The sequence below is a fragment of the Massilia antarctica genome, assembly GCF_015689335.1.
GTDB lineage: Bacteria > Pseudomonadota > Gammaproteobacteria > Burkholderiales > Burkholderiaceae_D > Telluria_A > Telluria_A antarctica.
The window spans coordinates 561,782-588,068 of the sequence record NZ_CP065053.1; the positions used below are offsets into that span (position 1 = coordinate 561,782).

Annotated in this window: 24 protein-coding genes and 1 pseudogene; 11 read left to right on the top strand and 14 right to left on the bottom strand. The window is 65.9% G+C overall.

Annotated features, from left to right (window positions below):
* Positions 1–47: 47 nt before the first annotated feature.
* From IV454_RS02455 to IV454_RS02470, 4 genes are all read right to left on the bottom strand, one after another.
* A complete protein-coding gene (locus tag IV454_RS02455) occupies positions 48–1,796 on the bottom strand; it encodes a hypothetical protein (RefSeq protein WP_206090051.1) in 1,749 nt (582 codons plus the stop codon).
* Between the two features lie 25 nt (positions 1,797–1,821).
* Positions 1,822–2,208 carry a GtrA family protein gene (locus IV454_RS02460; RefSeq protein WP_054264444.1) on the bottom strand — a complete coding sequence of 129 codons (387 nt, stop codon included), beginning with the start codon at positions 2,206–2,208 and terminating at the stop codon, positions 1,822–1,824.
* 15 nt (positions 2,209–2,223) lie between these two features.
* Positions 2,224–3,168, bottom strand: a complete 945-nt coding sequence (locus IV454_RS02465) for a glycosyltransferase family 2 protein (RefSeq protein WP_206090053.1) — start codon at positions 3,166–3,168, stop codon at positions 2,224–2,226.
* Positions 3,169–3,314: 146 nt separating this feature from the next.
* Positions 3,315–4,832 (bottom strand): DEAD/DEAH box helicase, encoded by a 1,518-nt coding sequence (locus IV454_RS02470; protein ID WP_206090055.1) that lies wholly within the window; start codon positions 4,830–4,832, stop codon positions 3,315–3,317.
* A 312-nt stretch (positions 4,833–5,144) separates the two neighbouring features.
* Here IV454_RS02470 and IV454_RS02475 point away from each other — a divergent pair, with 312 nt between their 5' ends.
* The gene (locus tag IV454_RS02475; RefSeq protein ID WP_206090059.1) at positions 5,145–8,261 is read left to right on the top strand and encodes a ligand-binding sensor domain-containing diguanylate cyclase; all 3,117 of its coding nucleotides are present in this window, start codon (positions 5,145–5,147) and stop codon (positions 8,259–8,261) included.
* 226 nt (positions 8,262–8,487) lie between these two features.
* Here IV454_RS02475 and IV454_RS02480 read toward each other — a convergent pair whose 3' ends face one another.
* The 4 genes from IV454_RS02480 to IV454_RS02495 form a co-directional block, all read right to left on the bottom strand.
* On the bottom strand, positions 8,488–8,727 hold the full coding sequence (locus tag IV454_RS02480) for a hypothetical protein (protein ID WP_206090061.1): 240 nt from the start codon (positions 8,725–8,727) through the stop codon (positions 8,488–8,490).
* On the bottom strand, positions 8,724–9,449 hold the full coding sequence (locus tag IV454_RS02485) for a hypothetical protein (protein WP_206090063.1): 726 nt from the start codon (positions 9,447–9,449) through the stop codon (positions 8,724–8,726). Before IV454_RS02485 ends, IV454_RS02480 begins: the two co-directional genes overlap by 4 nt.
* Before the next feature lie 143 nt (positions 9,450–9,592).
* Positions 9,593–10,360: a hypothetical protein gene (locus tag IV454_RS02490; RefSeq protein WP_206090064.1), complete on the bottom strand. Its 768-nt coding sequence runs from the start codon at positions 10,358–10,360 to the stop codon at positions 9,593–9,595.
* A gap of 125 nt (positions 10,361–10,485) precedes the next feature.
* The gene (locus IV454_RS02495) at positions 10,486–11,103 is read right to left on the bottom strand and encodes an LON peptidase substrate-binding domain-containing protein (protein ID WP_054264451.1); all 618 of its coding nucleotides are present in this window, start codon (positions 11,101–11,103) and stop codon (positions 10,486–10,488) included.
* 192 nt (positions 11,104–11,295) lie between these two features.
* On the opposite strand from IV454_RS02495, the gene IV454_RS02500 reads away from it, so the two are divergent.
* Positions 11,296–12,975: a hypothetical protein gene (locus IV454_RS02500; protein WP_206090067.1), complete on the top strand. Its 1,680-nt coding sequence runs from the start codon at positions 11,296–11,298 to the stop codon at positions 12,973–12,975.
* Here IV454_RS02500 and IV454_RS02505 read toward each other — a convergent pair.
* Positions 12,969–13,409, bottom strand: a complete 441-nt coding sequence (locus tag IV454_RS02505) for a hypothetical protein (protein WP_206090069.1) — start codon at positions 13,407–13,409, stop codon at positions 12,969–12,971. The two genes, IV454_RS02500 and IV454_RS02505, sit on opposite strands and share 7 nt — an antisense overlap.
* 39 nt (positions 13,410–13,448) lie before the next feature.
* On the bottom strand, positions 13,449–13,625 hold the full coding sequence (locus IV454_RS02510; RefSeq protein ID WP_206090071.1) for a DUF6726 family protein: 177 nt from the start codon (positions 13,623–13,625) through the stop codon (positions 13,449–13,451).
* A gap of 116 nt (positions 13,626–13,741) precedes the next feature.
* Between IV454_RS02510 and IV454_RS02515 the strand changes: the two genes are divergently transcribed.
* Together IV454_RS02515 and trpS are read left to right on the top strand one after the other, a co-directional pair.
* Positions 13,742–14,455, top strand: a complete 714-nt coding sequence (locus tag IV454_RS02515; protein WP_206090073.1) for an aspartate/glutamate racemase family protein — start codon at positions 13,742–13,744, stop codon at positions 14,453–14,455.
* Positions 14,456–14,665: 210 nt separating this feature from the next.
* Positions 14,666–15,685: a tryptophan--tRNA ligase gene (gene trpS / locus IV454_RS02520; protein WP_054264455.1), complete on the top strand. Its 1,020-nt coding sequence runs from the start codon at positions 14,666–14,668 to the stop codon at positions 15,683–15,685.
* Between the two features lie 26 nt (positions 15,686–15,711).
* On the opposite strand, the gene IV454_RS02525 is transcribed toward trpS, so the two are convergent.
* On the bottom strand, positions 15,712–16,434 hold the full coding sequence (locus IV454_RS02525; RefSeq protein ID WP_206090075.1) for a substrate-binding periplasmic protein: 723 nt from the start codon (positions 16,432–16,434) through the stop codon (positions 15,712–15,714).
* 237 nt (positions 16,435–16,671) lie between these two features.
* On the opposite strand from IV454_RS02525, the gene IV454_RS02530 reads away from it, so the two are divergent.
* The 6 genes and pseudogenes from IV454_RS02530 (at position 16,672) to IV454_RS02560 (ending at position 22,434) form a co-directional block, all read left to right on the top strand.
* A complete protein-coding gene (locus IV454_RS02530; RefSeq protein WP_206090077.1) occupies positions 16,672–17,025 on the top strand; it encodes a hypothetical protein in 354 nt (117 codons plus the stop codon).
* Positions 17,018–17,419: pseudogene (locus tag IV454_RS32635) on the top strand (heparinase II/III domain-containing protein); the annotation flags it as partial. The gene IV454_RS02530 and the pseudogene IV454_RS32635, both read left to right, overlap by 8 nt.
* 683 nt (positions 17,420–18,102) lie before the next feature.
* Positions 18,103–19,038: an alpha/beta fold hydrolase gene (locus IV454_RS02545; protein WP_206090087.1), complete on the top strand. Its 936-nt coding sequence runs from the start codon at positions 18,103–18,105 to the stop codon at positions 19,036–19,038.
* 501 nt (positions 19,039–19,539) lie between these two features.
* Positions 19,540–21,000 (top strand): catalase, encoded by a 1,461-nt coding sequence (locus tag IV454_RS02550; RefSeq protein ID WP_206090089.1) that lies wholly within the window; start codon positions 19,540–19,542, stop codon positions 20,998–21,000.
* A 188-nt stretch (positions 21,001–21,188) separates the two neighbouring features.
* Entirely contained in the window at positions 21,189–21,968 is a 780-nt protein-coding gene (locus IV454_RS02555) for a hypothetical protein (protein ID WP_206090091.1), read from the top strand.
* A 70-nt stretch (positions 21,969–22,038) separates the two neighbouring features.
* Positions 22,039–22,434: a YbaN family protein gene (locus tag IV454_RS02560; RefSeq protein WP_206090093.1), complete on the top strand. Its 396-nt coding sequence runs from the start codon at positions 22,039–22,041 to the stop codon at positions 22,432–22,434.
* Positions 22,435–22,515: 81 nt separating this feature from the next.
* On the opposite strand, the gene IV454_RS02565 is transcribed toward IV454_RS02560, so the two are convergent.
* The gene (locus IV454_RS02565) at positions 22,516–22,896 is read right to left on the bottom strand and encodes a translational machinery protein (protein WP_206090095.1); all 381 of its coding nucleotides are present in this window, start codon (positions 22,894–22,896) and stop codon (positions 22,516–22,518) included.
* A 226-nt stretch (positions 22,897–23,122) separates the two neighbouring features.
* Positions 23,123–24,418, bottom strand: coding sequence for a hypothetical protein (locus tag IV454_RS02570; protein ID WP_206090097.1), 1,296 nt, complete (start codon positions 24,416–24,418; stop codon positions 23,123–23,125).
* A gap of 321 nt (positions 24,419–24,739) precedes the next feature.
* Here IV454_RS02570 and IV454_RS02575 point away from each other — a divergent pair, with 321 nt between their 5' ends.
* The gene (locus IV454_RS02575) at positions 24,740–25,279 is read left to right on the top strand and encodes a hypothetical protein (protein ID WP_206090098.1); all 540 of its coding nucleotides are present in this window, start codon (positions 24,740–24,742) and stop codon (positions 25,277–25,279) included.
* On the opposite strand, the gene IV454_RS02580 is transcribed toward IV454_RS02575, so the two are convergent.
* The gene (locus tag IV454_RS02580) at positions 25,276–26,205 is read right to left on the bottom strand and encodes a LysR substrate-binding domain-containing protein (RefSeq protein WP_206090099.1); all 930 of its coding nucleotides are present in this window, start codon (positions 26,203–26,205) and stop codon (positions 25,276–25,278) included. The genes IV454_RS02575 and IV454_RS02580 overlap by 4 nt on opposite strands.
* Between the last annotated feature and the right edge of the window lie 82 nt (positions 26,206–26,287).

Genomic DNA, 26,287 nt, shown 5'->3' on the forward strand with positions numbered 1-26,287 from the left:
TGAAGAATCGAATGCTGCTATGAGACAACCGCCCCGAAAGCAACAGTTCAGGGCAGCTTGCCGACCTCGCACAATTGATAGGGATCGCTGTTCCTGCCGCCGCCGAAACCGGCCTCGTAGACCACGCAGCTGGCCGGATTGAAGGTGAGGCCGTAGCGCTTGAGGATTTCCTGGCCGGCTACATGCACGCGCAGCTGGCGGGCGATGGTGTCGGGGTCGGGCACGGCGCCGCCCTGGCGCGGGCCAGGGGCCAGGCCGTTGGCGGTGAGCATGACGTACAAGGGTCCCTTGCGCGCGGCGACCATGGCGGCCACGCGGGCGGCGAACTGGGGCGACTCGGGGAAGCCCGAACCGAGCGCGGCAAACGCCAGGCGCGCCGGGAAATGCGGTATCAGCCACGACATCGGCGGGTCGCCATGCACGGTAAACACCATGTTCTGGGATGGATCGGCGAAGGCCGGCACCTGGACCTGGAAACTGCGCGGCGCATTGCCATGGTGACCCCAGTTCACCCTCGGAAAGCCGGCGATGACGGCCAGCAGCAGGCAGCTGGCGCCGATCACGCGCGCGGCCGGCAGCGCGCACAGGCGGTGCAGCAGCAGCCACAGCACCAGCGGCGCGAGCAGTTCGAGCGGCACCAGATAGCGGTAGATGGCGAACAGCTTGAGCCAGATCACATACGACAGCGCGAAGAACACCAGCAGCATGCGCGCGCCGGCCGTATCGGCGCCTGCCGTGGCCGCGGCGGACGGCGCCGGCGCGGCCAGCCACAGGCGGCGCAGGCGCTGGGCGATGAAGGCGATGAAGGCGAGGTACACGATCGGCCACAGGATCTGGGTCATCGGCAGTTCGATCACGCGGCGCGGATTGAAGGTGAAGATGAACGGCCACAGCAGAAATTCGGTCCAGTCCTTGGGGATCCAGCCCATGTCGGCCACGCTGATCGGCGCGGCCAGCGGGCTCTTGAAGATATTGTTAAATTGGGGGAACAAGGGATTGCCGAACTGCTTCCACATCAGCCAGTACCAGTGGCCGGCGCTCGCGCCAATGCCGGCCAGGGTGCCCAGGCCGAACACGAAGGCGGTGCTCAAGCGCCGCCACAGGCTGGCGCGCAGGGTCAGCAAGGCCAGGCACAGGGCCAGCGCGTAATTGGCATTGGTCAGTTTCAAGCCGGTGCCGGCGCCGATGATCAGGCCCGCCAGCGCCGCCACCATGGCGCCGCGCACGCCGCCGGCCAGCAGTTGCGGCCACTGGCGCAGCAGCAGCGCGATGGCGCCCAGCACGGTGAGCGAGGTCAGATTGTCGCCCATGGTGTTGCCGAGCTGGCTGAGGAAGGAAAACCCGGCGCAGCCGGCCAAGGCCAGCATCAGGGCCAGGCGCCGCGGCGCCGCGCCGGCCGCAGCCGCTTCGCCAGCGCCCAGTACCTGGCGCGTAATCATGAGCAGCAGCACGAAATTGAGACCGTGCAAAAAGCCCATGACGAAGCCGGTCACCCGGGTCGGGAAATGCGTGGCCAGGCCGTAGTACAGCAGGTCGATGGTGGGATTGAAGTAACTCTGGAACTGGCCGGGATTGAGGTCAAGGCCGATCTTGCCGTTCAGGAAGGCGTACGGGTTATACCAGTGGTAGTTGCGCAAATCCCAGTTGGCATCCTGCCCCAGCCACATCGATGCCAGCCCGGCCAGCACGGGCGCGAACCAGATCGACAGGCGCAGCACCAGGGCGCGGTCCAGCCCATCCCACAGACGCACCACGCCGGCATCCACGCGGGAAATTGCTCGAGTCACTGCATTCATGCCATACCTGCGATAAAAAGGGCGATTAACGTTGAAAGACGAACCAGCGCGCGCCGGCGAAGTTGACCGCCATGCCGGCCAGGGAACCGGCGCACACGCCCAGGGTGGTGATGTACGGCACGCCGGGGAAGCTCCAGACGATGGCGCTGTAGGTGGCGAAGTTGACCGCCCCGCCGCCGCTCATGGCCAGCAGGTAGCGCCACCATTCGGTCCACAGCGAGATGCCGGCCGGATGGAAGGTATAGCGGCGGTTGATCTGCCAGGTGGCGAACACCGCGCACAGGAAGGACAGCACGCGGCCGGCATACGGATTCATGCCGGCGCGCAGCGCCAGTGCGAGCACGGCCAGGTCGACCAGCAGGCCAGCCACGCCGGCCACGCCGAAGCGCAGGACCTGGGTACCGAGCTTCATCAGTGAGCGCCCGGATCAGGCATGCTTGATCCGCGGAGCCGAAATGGCCAGGTAGGCGAAACGCTTCTGTTCGATGCGGCCCTTGGTGACGGTATCGAGGATCAGGCCACAGTTGAGCGAAATCACGCCGAACAGGCTCAGCGCAACCGACAGGATGGCGGTCGGCAGGCGCGGCACCAGGCCCGTTTCCAGGTAAGTCTGGAGCAAGGGCAAGGCAAAGCCGACGGCGGCCAGCATGAAGGCGAAAAACGCCAGCGAAAAGAAGGCCAGCGGCTTTTCGGTCTTGAACAGCTTGATGATGGTCCAGAGGATGCGCACGCCGTCGCGGTAGGTATTGAGCTTGCTCACCGAGCCTTCCGGCCGCGAGCGGTAGATGGTTTCGACCTCGGCCACCGGCATGCGCAATTCCAGCGCGTGCACAGTCAGTTCGGTTTCGGTCTCGAAGCCGGCCGAGTGGGCGGCGAAGGACTTGGCGTAGCGCCGCGAAAACACGCGGTAGCCGGACAGCATGTCGGTGAAGGTATTGCCGAACACCGCGGCGACCGAGCCGGTCAGCAGGCGGTTGCCGAAACGGTGGCCGAAGCGGTAGGCTTCATGCTCGGTCGACACGCGCGTGCCGACCACCATGTCGAGGCCTTCGTCGACCAGTTTTTCGGCCAGCTGGGGCGCCACACTGGCGTCATAGGTATTGTCGCCGTCGACCATGATGTAGATATCGGCATCGACGTCGGCGAACATGCGCCGGATCACATTGCCCTTGCCTTGCAGCGGCACATTGCGCACCACGGCGCCGGCGTCAAGCGCCAGGCGCACGGTGGCATCCTTGGAATTGTTGTCGAAAACATACACCACGGCTTGCGGCAGGCAGGCGTTGAAGTCGCGAACAATCGCGGCAACCGTCAATTCCTCGTTATAACAAGGCACGAGGATGGCGATGCTTTGATTAATTAGTTTGTTCATGGCTAGACATTGAGTAAAAAGAGAAACGCCGCGGCGCCGGGCCGGAAAGCCAGGCGGGTAGCGGCATTACATATAAGCAAATTATACATCCTGGCAACAACCAGTCCACAGCAAGGCGCGCTGGGAGCGGCGCCGGACCCGGCTGTTTACTGTTTGGGCGAGCCGCCGAGCAGCACGGCAATCTTCTGCTTGGGCTTGGTGCTGGTGCTGACCTGGTCGGCGACCGCCGGCGTCGTCTTCTTGGCCGGCTCGTACGGGGTCAGGAACCAGGGATCGACCTTGTCGCGGCGCGGATACGGACCCGAACGCGGACCGGAAGAACCGCCGGAGGAACTGCTGGTGAAACTGCGTTCGCCGCTGCGCTCGCGCTCGGGCGTACGTCCAGGCGGGCGGGCGGCGCCGCTGCCGGCAGCGCTATCGTCGCGGCGCGGACGGCGCTCGCCGGACGGCTCCCCGCGCCCCGCGCTGGCGCTGCTGCTGGCCACGAAACCGGCCAGTTCGCCGCGCGTGATGGTTTGCTTGATCAGTTTTTCGATATCGACCAGCAAGCGCTCATCCTTGTCCGAATACACCGACAGGGCGTCGCCCGAGGCGCCGGCACGGCCGGTGCGGCCGATCCGGTGCACATAATCCTCGGCGTTGTAGGGCAGGTCGAAGTTGATCACGCACGGCAAGTCGGAAATATCGAGACCGCGCGCGGCCACGTCGGTGGCGACCAGCACGTCGATCTCGCCCTTTTTAAAGGCGTCGAGCGCGGCCATGCGTTCCTGCTGGGTCTTGTCGCCGTGGATCGCGGTGGCCTTGATGCCGCCCTGCTCCAGGTGGCGCGACAGGCGCGAGGCGCCGATCTTGGTGTTCGAGAACACCAGCACCTGCTTCAGGTCGCGTCCGCGGATCAGGAATTCGACCACGTCGCGCTTGGCTTCCTCGGCCACCTTGTAGACGATCTGGGTGACCTTGTCGGCGGTGGCATTGCTGCGCGCCACTTCGATGGTCACCGGATCGGTCAGGAAACTGTTGGCCAGCTTCTTGATTTCCGGCGAGAAGGTCGCCGAAAACATCAGGTTCTGGCGCTTTTTCGGCAGCAGGTTGATGATGCGCTGCAAGTCCGGCAGGAAGCCCATGTCGAGCATGCGGTCGGCTTCATCCATGACGAGCATCTGCACCTGGCCCAGGCTGACGTTTTTCTGTTCGATATGGTCGAGCAGGCGGCCCGGGGTGGCGATGACGATCTCGACCCCGCCCTTGAGGATGATGGTCTGGCCCTTCATGTCCATGCCGCCGAACACCACGGTCGAGCGCAGCGGGGTGTGCTGGGCGTAGGCCTTGACGTTCTCGGCCACCTGCACCGCCAGCTCGCGCGTGGGCGTGAGCACCAGCGCGCGCACCGGATGGCGCGCCGGCGACATGCTCGGACTGGCGTGGGCCAGCAGCAGCTGGATGATGGGCAGCGAAAAACCGGCGGTCTTGCCGGTGCCGGTCTGGGCCGCGCCCATGACGTCGCGCCCCTGCAGGACGATCGGGATGGCCGCGGCCTGGATCGGCGTCGGGTGGATGTAGCCCTGGTCCGTCAGTGCGCGCAGGATCTCTGGCGCAAGGCCGAAATCGGCGAACTTGACGGTGGGTTCACTGTCGGCTTCGATGGTAATCGGTGTTTCAGACATAAGTTTTCCGGGCGTTGGTTCGATCTGCTCTACGTCCGGACAAGCCGACGCGGGGAACTTCCAGGATGGACGGGAACGAGCCGGGCAGTGGCAAGACCGGCGGCCAGCTCGAAGTGTGCCACGACAGCGTCGGCAGAACCGGGCGCACGGACGTAGATGCAATAATAGTGCCGTAAACGATACCCTAAATCCCGGCAACTGTACATCGATATAAGGTCCAGAAAGAGGTATTGCCGCAGAGTCAACTTGGTTTACACTGCCCGGGTTCCCCGGCATTCCTGGGGTGACCGGTACTGTAGACACCTATTTGACATGCCAACCGTATTTACCGCCTCCGCGCACCGCCTGTCCGCCCTGTTGCGCCTGCTGCTGTGCGCCTGTGTGTGCGCTTGCCTGTGTCTGCAGGGCGCGGCCCACGCCAGCGCCACGCCGACCTCGCCGCTGCGCTTCAAGCGCCTCGCCTCCTTCGACTCGGACGAGCTGTCCATCCTGGCGCTGCTGCAGGACCGCCAGGGCTTCGTGTGGATCGGCACCCATAGCGGCGGGCTGTACCGCTACAACGGCTACCACGCGGTCAAGTACCTCAGCAACGCCAACAGCGGCGGCAACCTGCCGCACGACCGCGTCTCCGACCTGTACGAAGACGCGGCCGGCACCATCTGGGTGGCGACCCAGAACGGACTGGCGCGCTTCAATCCCGAAACCAACAATTTCACCCGCTTCGTGCCGCCGCCGGGTCCCGGGGCCCAGCGCATCGTCAAGGAAATCATTGGCGACGGCAAGGGCGGCATGTGGCTGGCCACCTGGGGCGGCCTGCAGCACTTCGACCCCGCCAGCGCCAAGTTCACCCTCTACCTGCATGATCCTGCGCGCCCGGGCAGCCTCGCTTCCAATGACCTCAACGCCGTCGCCATGGACCAGCGCGGCGGCCTGTGGGCCGCCACCTGGCCGGGCGGACTCGATTACCTGCCCCCGGGCGCCGACCAGTTCGTGCACTACCGGGTCGACCGGCCCGAGTCGCCCGACCCCAAGCTGAACATCGTGCGCGCCCTGCATTTCGCGCCCGACCGCACGCTCTGGATCGGCACCGAAACCGGGGTGGTGACCTGGCGCAGCGAGCTGCCCTGGAATGCGCGCATGCGGGTGCCCTCGCCCGCCACCCGCATCAATTACCTGTACGGCGACCGCAACGACACCGTCTGGGCCGGCACCCTGGCGGCCGGCCTGCTGCGCTGGGATAAAACCAAAGACCAGGGCAGCAGCACGCCCGTGCATTACGTGCACCGCGCCAACGATTCCTACAGCTTGCCGTCGGACGATATCCGCGCCGTCATGCACGACCGCAGCGGCATGCTGTGGATCGGCTCGATCACCGACGGCATCAGCCTCGTCAACCTGAACAGCGAAGGCTTCCAGCGCTACATTCCCTTCGACGTCGAGGCCAACAACCTGCGTCCCAACAATGCCATGCGCGCCATGGAAGGCGCGCCCGAGGGACGCCTGTGGCTGGCCAACAATGCCGGCCTGTCCTTGTTCGACAGCGCCAGCGGCGCGGTGCTGCGCAGCTACCGCGCCGACGGCAAGCCGGGTGCGCTCAGCAGCAATATCGTCTACAGCCTGTACCAGCAGCCGGCCGGGCCCCTGTGGATCGGCACCGCGGCCGGCCTGAACCGGCTCGATGCGGTCGATGCGCCGGTCAAGGTGGTCAGTTTCGGCTCGGTCGGCAGCGACTTCATCAACACCATCGCCCCGGCCGCCGGCGGCGCCCTCTGGCTCGGCACCGGCCAGCATGTGGTGCGCTACGACCCGGCCACGGGCGAGAGCACCCAGTTCCCGGCCGACCCGGCCCAGCCCGACAGCCGCAGCGTGACCGGCACCACCACCATCGTCGAAGACCGGCTCGGGCGCGTCTGGATGGGCTCGGAATGGGGCGGCGGCGGGCTCGATGTGCTGGACCAGGCCAGCGGCAAGTTCCGCCACCTGCGCCAGCGCGCCAGCGACCCCGCTTCGCTGTCGGACAACAACGTGGTGTCCTTGTACCAGGACCCGCGCGGGCGGCTGTGGGCCGGCACCGCGCGCGGCGTCAACCAGATCCTCACCGATGCCAAGGGCGCGATCCGCTTCCAGCGCTACGAGCAGGCCGACAGCGTGGGCCAGGTCAAGATCCTGGCCATGCGCAGCGACCAGGCCGGCCAGCTGTGGCTGAGCACCGCGAACGGCTTGCTGCGGCTCGACCCGGACAGCGGCAAGGTGGCGCGCTTTTCTGCCGCGGATGGCTTGTCGGAAGGGTTTTCCTCGGGCGCCGCCCACGCCGCGCCGAACGGGCGCCTGTACTTCGGCGGCGTCAAGGGCATCACCGGGGTGACCCCGGCGGCGGTGCGCAGCGTGTCGGCCCCGCCGCAGGTGGCGATCACCGATATCAGCGTGTTCAACCGCTCGCTGCGCGACGGCCGCGCGGTGCCCGGGCTGCGCCTCGCTGGCGCGGTGACGGCCCCGGTCAACCTGACCCTGGCCGGCGACGGTTCGGTATTCTCGATCGAATTCGCGGCACTGCACTTCACCGACCCGGTGCGCAACACCTACAAATACCGCCTGGCCGGCTTCGACCGCGAATGGGTGGTGACCGACGCCGCCCACCGCAGCGCCACCTACACCAACCTCGACCCGGGAACCTATGTGTTTTCGGTGCGCGCCGCCAATCACCAGGGCATGTGGAGCGAGAACGCGGCCAGCATGACGGTGACGATCCTGCCGCCGTGGTGGAAAACCTGGTGGTTCCGCCTGATCCTGGCCTTGCTGGCGCTGGGCCTGGTCAGCAGCGCCTACCGCGCCCGCGTGCGCGACCTGACCCGGCGCCAGAAGCAGTTGCAGCACATGGTGGCCGAGCGCACCGCCGAGCTGGAAGCGAGCAACGCCAAGCTGGCGGCGCTGTCGAGTACCGACGGGCTGACCGGCATCAGCAACCGGCGCGGCTTCGACACGGCGCTGGAAGCCGAATGGCGGCGCGCCGCGCGCAACGGCTATCCGGTGGCGCTGGCCATGCTCGACGTCGACCACTTCAAGAGCTACAACGACCATTACGGGCACCAGGCGGGCGACCAGTGTCTGCGCGCGGTGGCCGGGGTGATCGCGGCGCACGCGCGCCGCACCACCGACCTGGCGGCGCGCTACGGGGGCGAGGAATTCGCGCTGCTGGCGCCCGCCACCAGCGCCGCCGAAGCGCTGGAACTGGCCAGCGCGCTATGCCATGCGCTGGAACAGCTGGCGCTGCCGCACGCCAAGTCGCCGTACGGGGTGGTGACGATCAGTATCGGGGTGGTGTCCTTGATGGCCGACGAGACGGGCAGCCCGGAACAGCTGGTCGAGCATGCCGACCGCGCCATGTACCGCGCCAAGACCGAAGGGCGCAACCGCGCCTTGTGCGCCTGAATTGATCACGGCGTAAGCTGGCCAGTGTGTGGCTCCGATGTTCGTGAGCGCGCGTGTAGCGCGCCGTAGCTCGTACGGCTGTGCTTCCTGAACGAAATTTGCGCCGCTTGCTACAGTTTTTTCGATGTCCCTCATGCGCTTTAAAACCGAGTGATACATAGGATGATCACTCAAGGAGAAATTTCCGGGCCCAAAAAAAGCGGCCTGTTGGCCGCTCGTTGCATGCTCACTTGGGTTTCCGGACGCTGGAAAACTCCGGGATGTCGATCGACGACGGTCCGAACGCCGCCGACCTGCGGTCGCGGCTGATGGGCTTGCCGGCCAGGGTGACCCGGATACGACCTTGGGACGGCTTGAGCTCGCCAACAACTGGCGTGGCCATGGAGGCAACCCTGGCGCGGCGGACGGCCGCCGCCAATTTGTAAGCGCTGTTCTGGCCAGGTGGCGTCTTCTTAAGAGCGGTCATGATTCAATCTCCGGCAGAGGCAGTACGTCGTATAGGTAGTTTAGCGGAATCCTCCAGCTGCGACTGTACGCGCGCAGGTCAAAGCGCATCTCCCTGCCGCGACCATGCTGCGCCCACCAGTCCGGATCGGTTGCAAGCACGTCCTGGACCGTTTCACAGGCCCGCAACGCTTCCGATGGCGCTATGCTCAGTTCAACAGGATTGAGCCCGGCGTCGAAGCCGAACTTCGGCCAGACGGCAAATCCGACGAAGCCGTCAGGATCGTCCGGATCGACCGGTCCGTTTCCAGCGGCAAAGAGCTCGATATGGTCGAAGCCCAGCCGGTATGCCGTGATGGCCATGAGGCCAAAGGACACGGTCGCCAGGCGCTCGGGAGCGTCGGCTGACAGAATCAGCCTGCGAATATAGAGCGCGTCGACGCGAAGGGAGGTACCCTCTTCATCCCTGTAAACAATGACGCTGGCGTTCTCGTTCTCGGCCATGAAAACGTTGTTCGACATGACGTCCAGGCCGGCCGGCGCGTCTTCTTTTTCCCTCACGGCGAGCGCCCATACGGTTGAACCGTCCGGGATCATGAACAACTTGCCCGTCTCCGCTTCGTCGAGTTCCAACGTCGCATCGCCGGGCCTTTCAATGGTGATGCCTTCCAGTCGCTGCTTACCATCTTTCTGATACAGCTCGCCCTGAAAATAATCGCGGGCGTTCTCCTGCGCCATCAGCAAGACTGCCGCCGAGGATTGCGCCGGCACTGGTGTGGGTCGCGGCCGCACGGCACACGCCATCTGGTGCAGATGCCCACCAACACCCGCGGCTGGCCGGCCTGTGACTGTCGGGGCGCTGCGCAGCAACCATGATGCGATAGCGCTCAGCGCTTCCAGCCGCGGTCGCGCGCGGCCCGTTCGGCGATCGGGTCGAGCGTGTCGGCGTTGCGCAGGGTGACCGCGTCCTGCACCGCGCGCGGCATGCCGCTGCCGGGGCTGCGGTATTCGTCGACCGCGCCGTCCATGCGCGCATACAGGGCGATGTGCCAGCCGGCGCCGCTGCGGCAGGCCAGCCCGCCGCCGTTGGCCAGCCGGAAGCTGCGGCAATACGCTCCTTCTTTCGACAGGAAACTCATCTCGATGCGCACCGGCGCGTCGGCCTCCGGCGTGCCGGAGAGCTGCCCGGTGAGCGCCTGCGCCAGCGCGCCGCGCGCCGTCATGGCGGCGCCGTCGCCATCGATCAGGGCCAAGCCGTCGCGCTGCAGCGCCATGCCGATGCCAGCGCCCGCCAGCAGGCCAAGCACCAGGGTGGTGGCCAGGCCGCTCCAGGCGCTCCAGGACCAGTCGCGCGGCGCCCCACTGGCCGACAGCGAATCGAGCTGCGCCGCCGGCGCGGCGGGCGCCGCGGCGCGCGCCGCGCGCACCGCATGCAGGTGCACCACCTTGGCCGAACGCGGCGGCGCCGGCTGGCGCTGGGCCGCGCCCTCGCCCTGGCCGAAGCCGACGAACGCATTGCCGCGCTGGGACAGCAGCAGGCGCAAACGGGCCGCCAGCACAGGGTCCTGGCGCAGCGCCTGTTCCACAGCCTGGCGGGTGGCGTCGCCGAGCGCGCCGTCGGCGTAGGCCATCAGGATGTCATCGGAAAAGCTCATGCTGCCGTCCTCGTCTGATCGGGATGCCCGGCATGCCCGGGCGGGCGCCGCTGGCCGGTATTGCACGCTGCGGGGCTGATCGCTATATTATCATTCAGCCATGGCCGAACCCGGTGCGCCATCCCTCAGGATGTGATCAAGCCATGTTCGTCGAGCATGTCGTGCAGCAATTCGAGCCGGATGACCGGATTGTCGAGCATCAACAGGCGGTATTTCTGGTCGTTCGGCAAGGGCAGCAAGTCGCACCAGCGGTTCGCGACCCAGCCGCAATCGTCGAGGCGGAACGGCGGCAGCACCGGCCAGCGCTGTTCCGGCACCTCGTCGAGCGAGGCCAGCACGCGGTCGAGGGCGTCGGCCGCGCCCTGCAGTTCGGACGGCACCGGCACCGCATGGTCGTCTTCGAGCAGTTCGGTCTCGGCCATCCACAAGCCGTTGGCGCGGCGCTCGCTGGCCAGGATGCGAAAGCGCGCCGCCCCGCGGCAGGTGACTTGCAGCAGCCCGGGCGCGCTCATGCCGCTGTCCTGCACCGAGGCCAGGGTGCCGGCCGGCTGAAAGCGCTCCTGGCCCTCTGGCGTGCGCACCTCGTGGCCCTCGGTGAGCAGGACCACGCCGAACGGGGTGCCGTTGGCGATGCACTTGCCCACCATGTCGAGGTAGCGCACCTCGAAAATCTGCAAAGGCAGCACGCCGTCCGGAAACAGGACCGTACCAAGAGGAAAGAGGGGAAAGGAGAGGGTCGCCATCGCCCCATGATGCCAGAATCCGGGCCGCCGGCGAAGCACGATTGTGGCTGTCCATGCGCGGCGGGTGATGTGTCGCAATTTTACTTTTTTTACATCAAGCAACCCCTTTTTGGGGCCGCATCCGTTACATTCCATGTCCCGCCAATGCGCGCCAGTCGCAGCGGACAGACATAAAAACAGGAGAGCCATTCAATGTCGACCTATCTCGCCGCCGGCCTGGCGCTGTCGCTGGCCGCGCTTGCGGGCTGCCAGCCGCGTGCCAGCGGGCCGGCGCCGCAGAAGACCCTGCACGCTTTCGAGGACGAGGCGCAGCTCGAGACCTTCCTCCAGGACCTGGCCGGGCCGGCCGGCGCGCGCGCGGACGATGCGGCCGCGCCCACGCCCGCGGACGATGCGGCGCCCGAGCCGGGCGCGGGCGTGGGCGAACATGGACACCATCTGCTGCTGCTGCGGCGCGGGCGCCTGCTGACGGTCGATATCGGCAAGGACCAGCTCAAGCTGGTGGCGGCGGTCGATGCGCACCTCGCGGGCGGGGACGGGCGGGACCAGGTGGTGGTGGCCGGCGACAGCGTGGCGCTGGTCGGGCGCCGTCCGGACGGCACCGCCATCGTCCTGTTCGACATCGATCCGGCCGGCCGCCTGCGCTACCGCGCCGGCTACCAGCTGCGCGCCGGCGCGCAGGCGCCGGCCATCCACGCCAGCGTGCGCCAGATCGGCGCCAGGCTGGTGCTGTACACCCCGCTCGCCCTCGATGCGGCGGGGCCCGGCCCGCTGGCGGCCCTGCCGGCGCTGCGCGGGTCGCTGGCCGGCGCCGACCCGGCGGCGGCGCGCTTCACCCGCATCGCCCCGGCCAGCCGGATTTACCGCGCCGACACTGCGCCCGACGCGCAGGCGGGCCTGGTGCTGCACAGCGTGACCATCTGCGACCTGGCCACGCGCGCGCTGCGCTGCGATGCCAGCGCCGTGCTGGGAGCGCCGGCGCGCATGTTCCACATGGCGTCCGAGGCGGTGTATGTCTGGACCCGGGCGCGCCAGGACGACGGCCGCGCCAGCCTGTACCGGATTCCCCTGAACGGCGGCGCCCCCGGCGCCATCGGCGTGGCGGGTGCGCCGCACGATCCTTCCGCCTTCCACGAAAGCGCCGATGGCCATGTGAACGTGCTGGTCGGGAAGGCCGGCGCGGACGGCCTGGCGCTGCTGCGGCTGCCGCTGACGGCCTTGTCGGACGGCAGCGACAGCGCGGCGCCGGCCAGCTACCGGGACCTGCCCGGATTGGCGGCGCAGCTGCGCAGCCGCTATATCGGCCCCTGGCTGCTGTACGGCAGCGCCGAGGGGGCCGCCACGGCGCTGTACGCGCTGCGCTGGGATGGCACGGGCGCGCCGCAACGGCTGGCGCTGGCGCATCCGGCCGAGCACATCGAGGCCATGGGCGAGGATGCCGTGGTGAGCGGACAGGCCCAGGGCGCTTTGCACCTGAGCAGCGTGCGCCTGGGCCCGCAGGCGGCCCTGGCCAACATCCACGTGCACACGATCGACGAGGACAGCGCCGCCGTGCGCCATGGCTTCCATTACACCTCGCAGCGGCCGGGCCAGGGCATGGTCGGCTTGCCGGTCGTGGAAACGCGCCAGCCGGATACGCCCGACGCCGCCGTATCGGTCCTGTACCTGCGCAATACCGCGCTCAAGCTGCGCGAGCTGGGCAGCCTCAAGGCGCAGGGTGGCGCACAGAATGCCGCCGCCAGCGCCGCCCTGCCCCTGTTCGTGCAGGGACGGGTGTTCGCGCTGATGGGGGATGAACTGGTGGAAGGCAAACTCAAGAACGGGCGCCTGAGGGAAGTGCGGCGCCTCGACCTCGCGCCCGATCTTCAGTAGGCGCGCACGGCCTGTTCCAGCGCGTGCAGGCGCCAGCGCAGCCGGTCCGGTCCGGGATTCGGATGCAGGCCGACCAGCACGGTCAGCTCGCCGCTCACGCGCGCGCTGCACGGCAGCTGCAATTCGGTGGCGCGCTCGAAGGGCAGGCGGAATTGCTGCCCCGGCATCAGGCGCAGGCCGCCGACCTGGTGCGGCACCTTGTCGCTGTTCCTTAGCAGCAGCACGTCGCGCAAGCCCACGGTCAGGCGCACCACGGGCGGCAGCACCTCGGCGCGCTCGCCCGCCAGGCGCCGTTCGGCGGCGTGTTCGGGAATGTCGAGCAGGAAGTCGCGGCTGCCCGGCGGGATCGGCGCCATCGCGGCCCAGACCAGCAGCAGCAGGCAGGAGCCCAGCAGGATCGAGGCGAGCCAGTGGCGGCGCAGGTGCTGTTCCATGCGCCTAGCCGCGCGCCGTCAAGGCCGGCAAGCGGCGGCTCAAGGATCGATGACCGCGGCGCAGGCGTCGGTCGGCAGGGCCGCCACTTTGCCGACCACGGGCACCATCTTGATCACGGCCGAACCGACGCGGCAGGGTGCGGCCAGCACGCCGCAACCGCCCAGCACGGCTGGCAGCAGGAGAACGATGGCGAGACGGCGAAGACGGGCATGCATGGTCAATCCGGGCAAAAGTCAGTATGAGGAAGAATTGTAAGTGGCGCACCACAGCGCCGACAAGAAATTCGAGGTAACAAAACGTTTGCGCGCCACAAGATGCTAGGATATTCCACATGAACCTGCCCGACAGCTATCAGCACATCGGCGTCGTCGCCTGCTCGGCCGAGGGCGCGGCGCTGTGCTACCGCAGCATCTGCCACGAAGGCGCGCGCCTGCTCGGGCCGTACGAACATCCGGAGCTGTCGATGCACTCGCATTCGCTGGCGGCCTACATGCGCTGCATCGACCTGGACGACTGGCACGGGGTGGGCGAACTGATGCTGGCATCGGCGCACAAGCTGGCAGCCGCCGGCGCCGACTTCCTGATCTGCCCCGACAACACCATCCACCAGGCGCTGGCGCTGGTGCGCTCGCGCTCGCCCCTGCCCTGGCTGCATATTGCCGATGTCGCCGCCGCCGAAGCGCTGGCGCGCGGCTACCAGCGCATCGGCCTGACCGGCACCCGCTGGATGCTCGACAGCGAGGTCTACCCCGAGCGCTTCGCCGCGCACGGACTGGCCACGGTGCGGCCCGGGCTGGCGGCGCGCATCGAAATCAACCGCATCATCATGGATGAATTGGTCAGCGGCGAGTGCAAGCCGTCGGCGGTGGCGTACTTCCAGAAAACCATCGCGCGCATGAAAGATGGCGGCTGCGATGCGGTGCTGCTGGGCTGCACCGAAATTCCGCTGCTCATGAATAATGGCAATTCGCCCCTGCCCACGCTCGACACCACCCGCCTGCTGGCGCGCGCCGCGCTGCGCCACGCCAGCGGGCACCCCGTGTGAGCCCATCCGGCCAGATTGACAGGGGCGCGCAAAACTGCGAGGATACGCGCATGACAATGTTTAATTCACATGCCTTGGGTTCGAATTGGTGGCGGCGCTGACATCGCGCGGCGCCTGCACCATCATGTGTTTTCCATGAACGCCGCCTCGATTGGGCGGCGTTTTTCATGAGCGTTTTCCGATCGGGGCATCACCCGAGAGACGATCGACATGCCCGCACCAGCGACTACCGCAGCACCCATCATCCTGACCGGCGACCGCCCGACCGGCCCGCTCCACCTTGGCCATTACGTGGGCAGCCTGCGCAACCGGGTCGCTTACCAGCGCGACTACCGCCAGTTCATCATGCTGGCCGACGCCCAGGCCCTGACCGACAATATGGACGACCCGGCCAAGGTCCAGCGCAACGTGATCGAAGTGGCGCTCGACTACCTGGCGACCGGGATCGATCCGGCCCAGTCGACCATCCTGATCCAGTCGCAGATTCCGGAACTGGCCGAACTGACTTTTTACTACCTGAATTTGGTGACGGTGGCGCGCCTGGAGCGCAACCCGACGGTCAAGGAAGAAATCCGCCTGCGCGGCTTCGAGCGCGACATTCCGGCCGGTTTCCTGACCTATCCGGCCAGCCAGGCGGCCGACATCACCGCGTTCAAGGCGGTGCTGGTGCCGGTCGGCGAAGACCAGGTGCCGATGATCGAACAGACCAATGAAATCGTGCGCCGCTTTAACCGCATCGCCGGCGCCGAGGTGCTGGTCGAGGCCAAGGCGCTGGTGCCGGAAATCGGACGCCTGCCTGGCATCGACGGCAAGGCCAAGATGAGCAAGTCGCTCGGCAACACGATCAACCTCTCGGCCAGCGCCGACGAAGTGCGCGCGGCCGTCAAGAAGGTCTACACCGACCCGCTGCACCTGCGCGTGGCCGATCCCGGCCATATCGAAGGCAATATCGCGTTCGCCTACCTGGATGCCTTCGATCCGGAAAAAGCCGCGCTGGCCGAGATGAAGGCGCATTACCAGCGCGGCGGCCTGGCCGACAGCATCGTCAAGGCGCGCCTGGAACTGTGCCTGCAAGAATTCCTGTCCCCGATCCGCGCGCGCCGCGCCGAACTGGAAAAGGATCGCGGCCACGTGATGCAGATTCTGAAGGAAGGCACGGCGCGCGCGCGCGAGGTGGCGGCGCGCACCGCCGACGAGGTCAAGCGCGCGATGGGACTGAGCTACTTCTGAGCTGATTCCGAGCCGGCACCCGGCGCTCAGCGGTAGCGTGCCAGGATCTGGTTCACGCTGCCGTCGTCGACCAGGCCATTGATGGCCTGGTTGATTTCCTCGAACGGCACCCCGGCCGTTTTCGAAAACGCGCACTGCGCCGTAAATGAGGCGAACACCAGGTCGCGGCGCAGGCGCAAGGCCTTGTTGATGCGCATCTGGTAGGCCAGGGTCGACTGCGCGATCACGGTATGGCGCACGGCGCCGGCCATCAGCTTGCGCAGGTTCTCTTCCATCGTGAGCGATTCGCTGCGGTGGAAACGCAACCCCAGTACCTGCTCGACCCTCGGATAGCGGTAGCCGGCCACCGTGCCGACCGGGCGGTCGCGCAGGTCGACCAGCGAGCGCACCGGCGCCGCGCCCACGACCGAGGCGACCAGTTCGGCGTCGGGAATGAGCGGCCGGCTCCAGTCGTACTGGCCGTCGATCCAGAACGGGCGCACATAACAAATGCCATCGGCCTTGCCGGCGGCCAGCACCTCGCTCACCTGCTCCCCCGCCACGCTGACATGGACCACGCCGCGCCCGAGGCGCTGGGCGATCGCCTCGTCCAGGTCCTTCAGGATGCCGCCGCTGAGCTTATCGTTGCGGAACTGCGCCAGCGGCATGGTCTGGTTCAGGGGCGCGATCATGACCAGGTCGGCGCCCGGCGCGGCGGTGCCTGCGAGAGGGACAATCAGCGCGGCAAGGCAGGCGGAACGCTTGAACATGGGCTGGCCAGAGGGTTGGGGGGTGTGTCCAATGTACCATCGCCGCCCTGATGCAATGCATTATTTTGTTGCTCGACGGCCACGGGGGACTCTTTAAAAGCGCTGGACGCGCAACAGGCGCCATGTCAGCGGCGACGGCAGGCCGGGAGCGCCGGTCGGGCGCGGACCACGCTCGCCATGAATTTATCATGCGATTCGCATATCAAACCAGGGCAGCGTTTTTTTGAGGAGCCCGCGATGCGCTTGATGATGGCATTGGCATTCTGGGCCGCGCTGCTATGCCCGGCCATTGCGCCCCACGCCGCGGCGGCGCAGGGCAATGTGCGGGGCTTGGCGCGGGCTGAAAAATACAGTGCCACGGCCGTGGCGGAGGCGCTGGCCCGCTTCGACAGCGCGCCTGCCCCGATGAACCATCCACGGCTGTTCGGCGGCGCGGCCGACGCGGCCGGCATTGTCGCTGCCGCCAGGGCGGAACTCGCCAGGGGGCTGGCCGGGCTGGCCGACTACCTGAAACGCCATGCCGTGCGCTTGGCCGCGCGCCCAGCCCGACAGCGCCAGCTTTCCCTCGGTCGGCGTGGTGGCCATGCATAGCGCGCTGGCCGATCCGCAGCGGGTGTCGCTGCTGTTCAGGAGCAGCCCCTTCGGTTCCCTCAATCACGCCCATGCCGATCAGAACAGCTTCGTACTGTATGCCAAGGGCGAAGTGCTGGCGATGGACAGCGGCGTCTACGATTTCTACGATTCGCCGCATTGACGCAACTGGTACAAGCAAACCAGGGCGCATAACGCCATTACCTTCGACGGCGGTCAAGGCCAGGATCTCGGCACCTCGGGCCTGGGCCAGCGCAGCGCAAACGGCACTATCGTGCGCTTGAGCGAGCACCCGCGCTGGACCCTGGCGGCCGGGGATGCGGCCAATGCTTACGGTAACGGGGTCGAGCAGGCGCGCCGCACCATGGTCTACCTGCGGCCCTCGACCCTGTTCGTCATCGACCAGCTCGCCAGTGCGCAGCCACGCAAGTGGGAGTGGAATTTGCATACCGGCACCCCGCTCGCCGGCAGCCCCGCCGATTTCATGACGCAGGCCGGGGCCGTGCGCCTGTGCGGCGTGGTCGCATCGCGCGATCCGCTGGAACTGTTCAGCGCCAGCGGGTACACGCCGGCGCCGGCCAAGCCGGCGCAGCCGCATTACTGGAGCCGCTTCGCTTACCGCCAAGCCGCCGGCCAGGGCTTGTTCGTGGCCGTGCTGCGGGTCGATTGCGCGCAGGCGCCGCCGCGGATCCGCTTTACCGCGCACGGCGCCAAGATCAGCACGGCAGGCATGCTCATCTCCGTCGGCAAGAACGGCGTCACGGCGCGACCAGCCGCCACCGCGCGGACCGGCAGGGGCGCGACAGCGCTCACGCGTCGGCCAGTATCAGGCAGTGCAGGAAGGCTTGTTTCATGTAGCGCTTGGCGGTGCTGCCGGACACGCCGGGCAGGACGGCGATGTCGCCGGCCCTCATGCCGTCGGGTCGAGCTCGGCGGGAGGCATGCGGCTTCAAGCGCAAAGGAGAAGTGTTCCCAACTAAACCCGTGCGGAATACGGCCGGCGCTCTGCCGCCTGCCACATAATTGCCGATTTGACCATCCCTCTTTCCGGTTAGCCGGCGCTCCCTTGTTGAGGTGATGCGGGAACGCGCGCATCGTTCTATTCTGCTCCAGGTCGCGCGCCCTGCCGGCGTGGCGGCGGCCGCACCCCGCACTTCTCAACCATCCCATGGAGATTCACCGATGAGCACATTTACGACCAGCGACGGCGTCGATATCTATTACAAGGACTGGGGCCCGAGCCAGGGCCAGCCGGTCGTGTTTTGTCACGGTTGGCCGCTCAATTCGGACAGCTGGGAATCGCAGATGATCTTCCTGGCCAGCCAGGGCTACCGCTGCATCGCCCACGACCGCCGCGGGCATGGCCGTTCGAGCCAGCCGTGGAGCGGCAACGACATGGACCATTACGCCGACGACCTGGCCCAGTTGCTCGACAAGCTAGACATCAAGAATGCGGCGCTGTTCGGCTTTTCGACCGGCGGCGGCGAAGTGGCGCGCTACATCGGCCGCCACGGCACCAAACGCGTGGCGAAGGCCGGGTTGATCTCGGCGGTGCCGCCGCTGATGCTCCAGACCGAAGCCAATCCGGGCGGGCTGCCGATCAGCGTGTTCGACGGCATCCGCGCCGGCGCGCTGGCCAACCGTTCCGAGCTGTACCGCGATATCGCCGGCGGACCGTTCTACGGCTTCAACCGCCCGGGCGCGACCAGATCCGAAGGCCTGGTGCAGGCGTGGTGGATGCAGGGCATGATGGGCGGGCACAAGAACACTTATGACTCGATCAAGGCGTTCTCGGAAACCGACTTTACCGACGACCTGAAAAAATTCACCATCCCGACCCTGATCATCCATGGCGACGACGACCAGATCGTGCCCATCGAGGCGGCGGGCAAGGCGGCGGCCAGGCTGGTAAAACAGGCGACCTTGCTGGTGTACCCGGGCGCACCGCACGGCCTGACCGATACCCACAAGGACAAGGTGAACGCGGACTTGCTGGCGTTTATCAAGTCCTGATCAGCCTACCGCGTCGTCCAGCCGCTCGTCGACGCAAGCCGTCATGGCAGCGTCCGGTGCGGCGGGCGATAGCACGCTCGCCGCAGGCAACGTCCGGTGCGGCGGGCGATAGCACGCTCGCCGCAGGCAACGTCCGGTGCGGCGGGCGATAGCACGCTCGCCGCAGGCAACGTCCGGTGCGGCGGGCGATAGCACGTGCCGTCAGGCAGCTCGCTGGTCGGGACGCTGACAGCTAGCTGCCTTTGCGTCCGGACCAGCGCGTGGAACGCCCTGGCCGGCGTCGGCAACGGTCTGTCCGCACGCACGCCACCCGCACGCCGGCCCGTCCGGGCGAGCCAATGCGCCAGGGCCGGCGCCGCACGGCGGTCCTGGCTCGTACCGAGCGCGGTCCGGCCAGACGGACGTCGTCTTCCAGCCGCACCAGGTTTCACCAATAAAAAACGGTCGGCGCCCTGTGACGGCGCCGCCAACTCCATCCATTCCTCTCTGAAAGAACCTGACATGAACAAACTGACCACGGCCGCCGGCGCACCGGTGCCCGACAACCAGAACACGCAAAGCGCCGGCCCGCGCGGCCCGCTGCTGCTGCAGGACGTGTGGCACCTGGAAAAACTGGCCCACTTCGACCGCGAAGTGATCCCGGAACGGCGCATGCACGCCAAGGGCTCGGGCGCCTTCGGCACGTTTACCGTCACCAACGACATCACGCGCTACACCAAGGCCGCCCTGTTTACCGACGTGGGCAAGACAACGCCGCTGTTCATGCGCTTTTCCACCGTGGCCGGCGAGCGCGGCGCTGCCGACGCCGAACGCGACATCCGCGGTTTTGCCATCAAGCTCTACACGGAACAAGGCAACTGGGATATTGTCGGCAACAACACCCCCGTGTTTTTCCTGCGCGACCCGCTCAAGTTCCCCGACCTGAACCACGCGGTCAAGCGCGACCCGAAAACCAACCTGCGCAGCGCCGAAAACAACTGGGACTTCTGGACCCTGCTGCCGGAAGCGCTGCACCAGGTCACCATAGTGATGAGCGAACGCGGCATTCCTGCCTCGTACCGCCACATGCACGGCTTCGGCTCGCACACGTACAGCTTCATCAACGCCGCGAACGAACGCTTCTGGGTGAAGCTCCACTTCGTTTGCCAGCAGGGCATCAAAAACCTGAGCGATGCCGAAGCGACCGACCTGGTGGGGCGCGACCGCGAAACCCACCAGCGCGATCTGTTCGACAGCATCGAGAACGGCGAGTTCCCGCGCTGGCGCTTCCAGGTGCAGATCATGCCGGAACGCGATGCGACGACTTACCATATCAATCCTTTCGACCTGACCAAGGTCTGGCCGCACAAGGATTACCCCCTGATCGATGTGGGCGTGCTGGAACTGAACCGCAATGCCGAGAATTACTTTGCCGACGTGGAACAGGCGGCATTTTCGCCGGCCAACGTGGTGCCGGGCGTGAGTTTTTCGCCGGACAAGATGCTGCAGTCTCGCCTGTTTTCCTACGGCGACGCACAGCGCTACCGGCTCGGCGTGAACCATCACCAGATTCCCGTCAACGCGCCGCGCTGCCCGGTGCACAGCTACCACCGCGACGGCGCCATGCGCATCGACGGCAACCACGGCGCGACCATCGGCTACGAGCCCAATTCCAAAGGCGCGTGGCAGCAGCAGCCCGATTTTTCCGAGCCGCCGCTGGCCATCGAGGGCGCCGCCGCGCACTGGGACCAGCGCGCCGACGCGGATGATTACAGCCAGCCCGGGGACCTGTTCCGCCTGATGACCTCGGCCCAGCAGCAGGTGCTGATGGACAATACGGCGCGCTCGCTCAGTGGCGCCTCGCGCGCGGTGCAGGAGCGTCACATCGCCAACTGCACCAAGGCCGACGCGGCCTATGGCGCCGGCGTGGCGGCCGCGCTGGAACGCGGCACGGCGTCGCCCACGCCGAACGATGTCGTGTAAAGAGCCCACTTTTATCTGAACGGCAAGGGCGCAGCGCCGCCCTTGCCGGGCAAGCTTGCCATCCCCACCATGCCAATCCGGCATTTTTCCCTTTTCTGTCTCAATCGCGCCACGCTGCTGCGTGCTTCTTCCGCGCACGCCTCCAAATGGCATACACTACGTGTTTCTCCAAAGCATCAATATTTCGGATGACCTACATCTTGAAAGTGGTGGTACCGCCAGTCCCTTCCGACAATCTGTCGGTGCGGGGGTTTGCCAACACGCTCGCGCATACGTCGATGGATTTGCCGCCGTCGGCCCGGCTGCTGCAGTTTTACGACGCCATCACGGCAAGGTATCCGTGCGCGTCGAGCGGCGCCTACAGCACCGCCAGCGCGGCCGCCTGCCCGTGGGCGGACACGCCCCTGATCGATTGCCTGACGGGCGACATCGGCGTGATCAGCCTGTCGTACAAGAATATCGAAGTGCTCTCCTTCGTGCTGCGCCGCGCCGGCGCGCTGTCGCTGACCGTGATCGACACCCAGGCCGGCCTGGTGTACCGTCCGGCGCGCTTTCGCGTGGTGCTGGCCAGCATCCAGAAAAACGTGAACACGACAGCCATGCTGGGCAAGCTGGCGCCGCTGCTCAGATGCACGCCGGAACAGGCGGCAGCGCTGCTGGCCACGCCGAACGCCGTCCTGCGCGGCCGGCTCGACCACGTCACGGCGCAGCGCCTGGTTGCCACCCTGCACCTGCTCGGCTGCAATTGCAAGGTCGAGAAAGAACCGTCGCGCTCGGCGCAGAAAGCGGCGGCCAAGGCGGCTGCCGCGCCCGCCGCGCCACGTCTTGCCGCTCCGCGGGCACGGACGCAGATGCCGTCGCCGTTTATGGTGGCGTACAAGGGTGCCGTCAACCGCGCCGCCTACTTCGTACAGGCAGTGCTCGAACGCCTGTGGGAACGCATGACGGCTACTCGCCCGTATTCCTGATGGCGTAAGGCGCGGCCCTGGCCGCCATGGTAGGATGCGCGGCCCTCCTCCACGGCCACCAAGGACTTCCATGAAGCTGCTGCTGAACACGATCGCTTGCCTTGCCGTGCTGCTGGGCATCCTCGGCATTTTCCTGCCCTTGTTGCCGACCACGCCCTTCCTGCTGCTCGCCTCGGCGTGTTTCGCGCGCGGCTCGCCCCGCATGCACGCCTGGCTGCTGAGGAACAAAGTCTTCGGGAAATATCTCAGCGATTTCGAGCAGGGCCGCGGCATTCCGCGCCGCGCCAAGATCACCATTCTGGTACTGATGTGGGCGTCGATGGGGTATTCGATGCTGCGCCTGCAGCGCACCGGCCTGACCCTGATGCTGCTGTGCATCGGCGCCGGCGTGACGATGTATCTGCTGCGCTATGTGCCTACCGGTGCGCCGCGCGCGGCGCGGCTGGACGGCCCCGGGCCGCACTGATGGTGGCGTGACGCGTTCAGTCCGGGCAAAAAAAAGCCGGGAGCACCCGCTAACGGCGCTCCCGGCTTTTTTACGCATCAATTAATGCATGATGTCTTCTTTGACAAAATACTTGCGCGCGAAAGCGAGCAGCTGGCCGTCGTTCGGATGGTCGACCGTTTCGACGCTGACCACCTTGGCAGCCACGGCGGCGTGGTGCTTTTCCAGGTGCTTGATGAAGACCAGCTTTTCCTGGCCAGGGCCGACGATCAGGATTTCCTGGGCAGCTTCGATCGCGGCGGCGATCTCGTTCAGGTATTCGGGATCCTGTTTCGATTCGACGCTGGCATCGACGCCGGCTTTTTTATGACGCGCGTGGACCGAGGCGGTCTTGATGACTTCCGATTCGGCGGCCTCGCGCGTGAAATGGATAACGTGTGCTTCGGCCTGGTCGAGCCAGACGACGACGTGATTGAATGACATGGTGTGATTCCTTGAGATGAAGCGTGATCGTGCGCGGACGGCGGCCGGGATTGCAAGGCGCGACGCAAAAAGACGGCGCGGCATTCTGGGCCGCGCCTTAAACGGAAACTGCACCGGCTGGGGGCCGGCGCATTGCAATCGAATGAAGCCATTGTGCCTGCGCAAGGCGGGCCCGTCCGTTCGGAAGCGCACGTAGCCGGGATGGCAATCCGGGCGCCGCCCACGGTCAGTTCAGGTTCGGGCGCCCCAGCTGCGCGGCGATGTCTTTCTTTTTAAAGACCCGTTCTTCTACCTGCTGCATCCCCTCAACGTCATCGGACGCGTAACAGTTCCGCTGAAAGACGATTTCCTCAGGGGTGGCGCGCGCAAGTGTAAAGTCCCCGGAGCAGGAACGGCGCCCGGATTGATAGGTCACACGGGGAACAAATACCTGCCAGAGCAGCTGTCCCTTCGCATCGTAGTGACTCAGCCAATATCGTTTCTCTGGGTCAAAGCTAGCTGGCGAAACATAAAAGCCCCGGTCGCCAGCCTCGACCTTATAACTTAATCGATCAAAGCCTGTGTTGACCATTTTGACTTGCGCAAGGTTCAGATTCCAGCGTACGCCGCTGGCTCGTTCAAGCAAGTCGCGCTGGTAATAACCCCACCCCGTGGTACGCGCCTCGGCGACGGCTTTTGGCCAATCCTCGCTATCCAAAAAGCCGCTCTTGGGTTTCGGGTAAGCCACCCAACGCGTCGACACCGGCATGTCCGGTCCACTCTTGCCAGATAGTTGCGGATCCGGGTCGGCAGACGCGGTAACGACACGCTTCATGTAAAACCGCCCCAAAGGCGCTTGCGCCGCGTCGCTGCGGTCGACCAGGCGGAGCAGATTGGTATGCGGGTAGCGGTTGTCGAACTGCCATAAATCCCTATTAGGCCCGTCCCGTAATTCCGGCGCACTGGTACTCATGAATGCTTCTACCCTGTTGCTCGCTGTATCGACCAGCTCCCAGCGGTCATACGCCATCTCCCCTTCGCGTTTGCGCAGACGAATCGCATGCCGCGCGCTGCTGACCGGCGAGATGGACATGGAAAGACAGGTACCCGCAACGATCGGTGGATGCACTAATACCGCGCGCAAGCGAGGGGGCAGCTTTTCGTCCGGAATGCACGTCGCATCCCCTTTGGCCGCCAGGCGCAGCTGCACGAACTTGAACAAGGCGACCGGCATGCTCCATTCCCGCTCGTCCCACGCCAGCCTCGCCAATTGCGGATCGGACGCCGAGCGTACCGGGGTCACTTCGAGCATGGTCAGATTCCGGTCGCTGAGCAGCTCGACGATCATTTCCGTGCGCAGAAAACCGCCGCTGAGCGAGAGCGACTCGGCCGAAACCTTGTCGGGCAGGCTTTTCTTTTCCGTGTCTATCTGATCGTAGATGGGATGGATCCTTGGCGCGGAACAGCCGCTCAGCGCAAGAACGATGCAGGCTGCCGGCATCACATATTGTTTGAAACTGACTCTGTTGATTTTCGATGGCACCGAATTGCCCTCCGTTGTGGAATCCGACGTGGATTGTTTCGGTCCCGGACGGGGAACGACAGCGCGCAGCCTACCGGAACAAGGCAGGTGTATTCCCCCTATACGGCCGGCATCACATCCCAATACCAAAAGAAGCGCAAAGTACACCCGATGGCGGTGCCGTACCATCCACCATCTTCATTTTCCTGACTGGTATGCGCGATGCACCATGAACCAAGCAATACACGTAGAAAGCTGCTGCTCGCTGGCGCAGCCTTGCCACTATTGATGATGGGTGGCGCAAGGGCGCAGGCAGAGTCCCAGTCGCAGCCGCGGATACGCTTGAGCTACGACGAAAAAATCATGAACATCCTGCTTTCGCCATCCACGGGCAAATTGATCGTGCTCGGCGAGCGCTACCACTATCTGTTCGACGACGCAGCCGGACTGGAAAAAATCATGGGCGCGTCTTTCAAAAAAGAGCTGGCTGGCTCCTTCGGCAAATTCACGGTCGATCGCGACGATATTATCGTAGGCAGCTACCGTATCCAGACCCGCAATGCACTCAGCACCGAGCAAGGGGAAGAAGCGCGGCGCCTCGGATTGCGCGAACTGCCCGATGGCCGTTTTGAAATTGCCGCGCGGATCGGCGGCACCCGTTTTGAATCGGTGGCGCTGGCCAAGGACATGGACGCCTCGGCCTTGAATCAGAACTATGTCGTGACAGTCGACATGATCGGCGATGCACGGGAAATACCGAAGCAGAGAACGTCCAGCGCAAAGGAGACAGTGGAAAACGTTCTTCTCATCCTGGCAGCACCGGTGTTGATTGTGATGGTTCTTTTCATGAATCCTTGCATCACATGCGGCAACGGTGGTTAAACCGAAGCATCAACGCCACGCAGAATTGCATGCGCCGCCGATGCCGACAGCGGCCGGGCGGCTTCGCCCTCGATCCATTCGACGAAAGCGCGCGCGCCCGGTGCGGCAAAGGACCCGGGCAAACCGACCAGGTAATAGCCGAACTGTGTCGGCCATTGCTGTTCCAGCGCCTTGCACAGATGACCTTGCGCCAGGTCGGCACCGGCGTAGATGTCGCGCACCAGCGCCAGCCCCTGCCCTTCGGCGGCGGCGCGCACCAGCAAATGTTCGTCGCTGAACGACAGGCCGCGCCGCGCCTTGGGCGATGCGTTGCCGTGAGCCTGCAGCCACAATGACCAATCGCGGCGTTCACTGTCATGCAGCAGCGGGTAGGCCAGGCAATCGGCCGGACAGCGAATCGGCGCCCCCTGGCGTAGCAAGGCCGGAGCGCCGACCACGATCATTTCGGGCGACATCAACCAGCGCGACGCGAGTCCGGGATAGCTTCCGAGGCCGTGCCGGATGGCGAAATCGACCGCTTCGCTTGTCAGGTCGACCACGCGCGCATCGCTGTCGATCGAGAGCGACACGTCCGGATGGCGGCCGACAAAATCGCCCAGGCGCGGCAACAACCATCCGGAAGCGAACGACGGCATCACACTCACCACCAGTTGCCGTGTCGCGGGATCGTGCGGATCGCGGCGCGACACGGTTTCGATCTGCTGAAACGGCGCCCGGAGATCGGCATACAAGGCCGCGCCGGCCGCCGTTGGCGTGACGCCGGCACGGGTGCGCTCGAACAGGCGCTGACCTTGGCGCAGTTCCAGCTCGCGCATGCGCTGGCTGATGGCGCCGGCGCTGACATGCAGTTCGCGCGCGGCCTCCTTCATGCTGCCGGCGCGGCAAACGACAAAGAATGCATAGAAGGTCTGGAGCGGGATGTACATGGCGTCACTTTAGCTCAGCTATCGTGACACGGGCAACAGATCGTTTGCGCTCACCAAGCGCCGGCTTTACGCTCGGGACCTC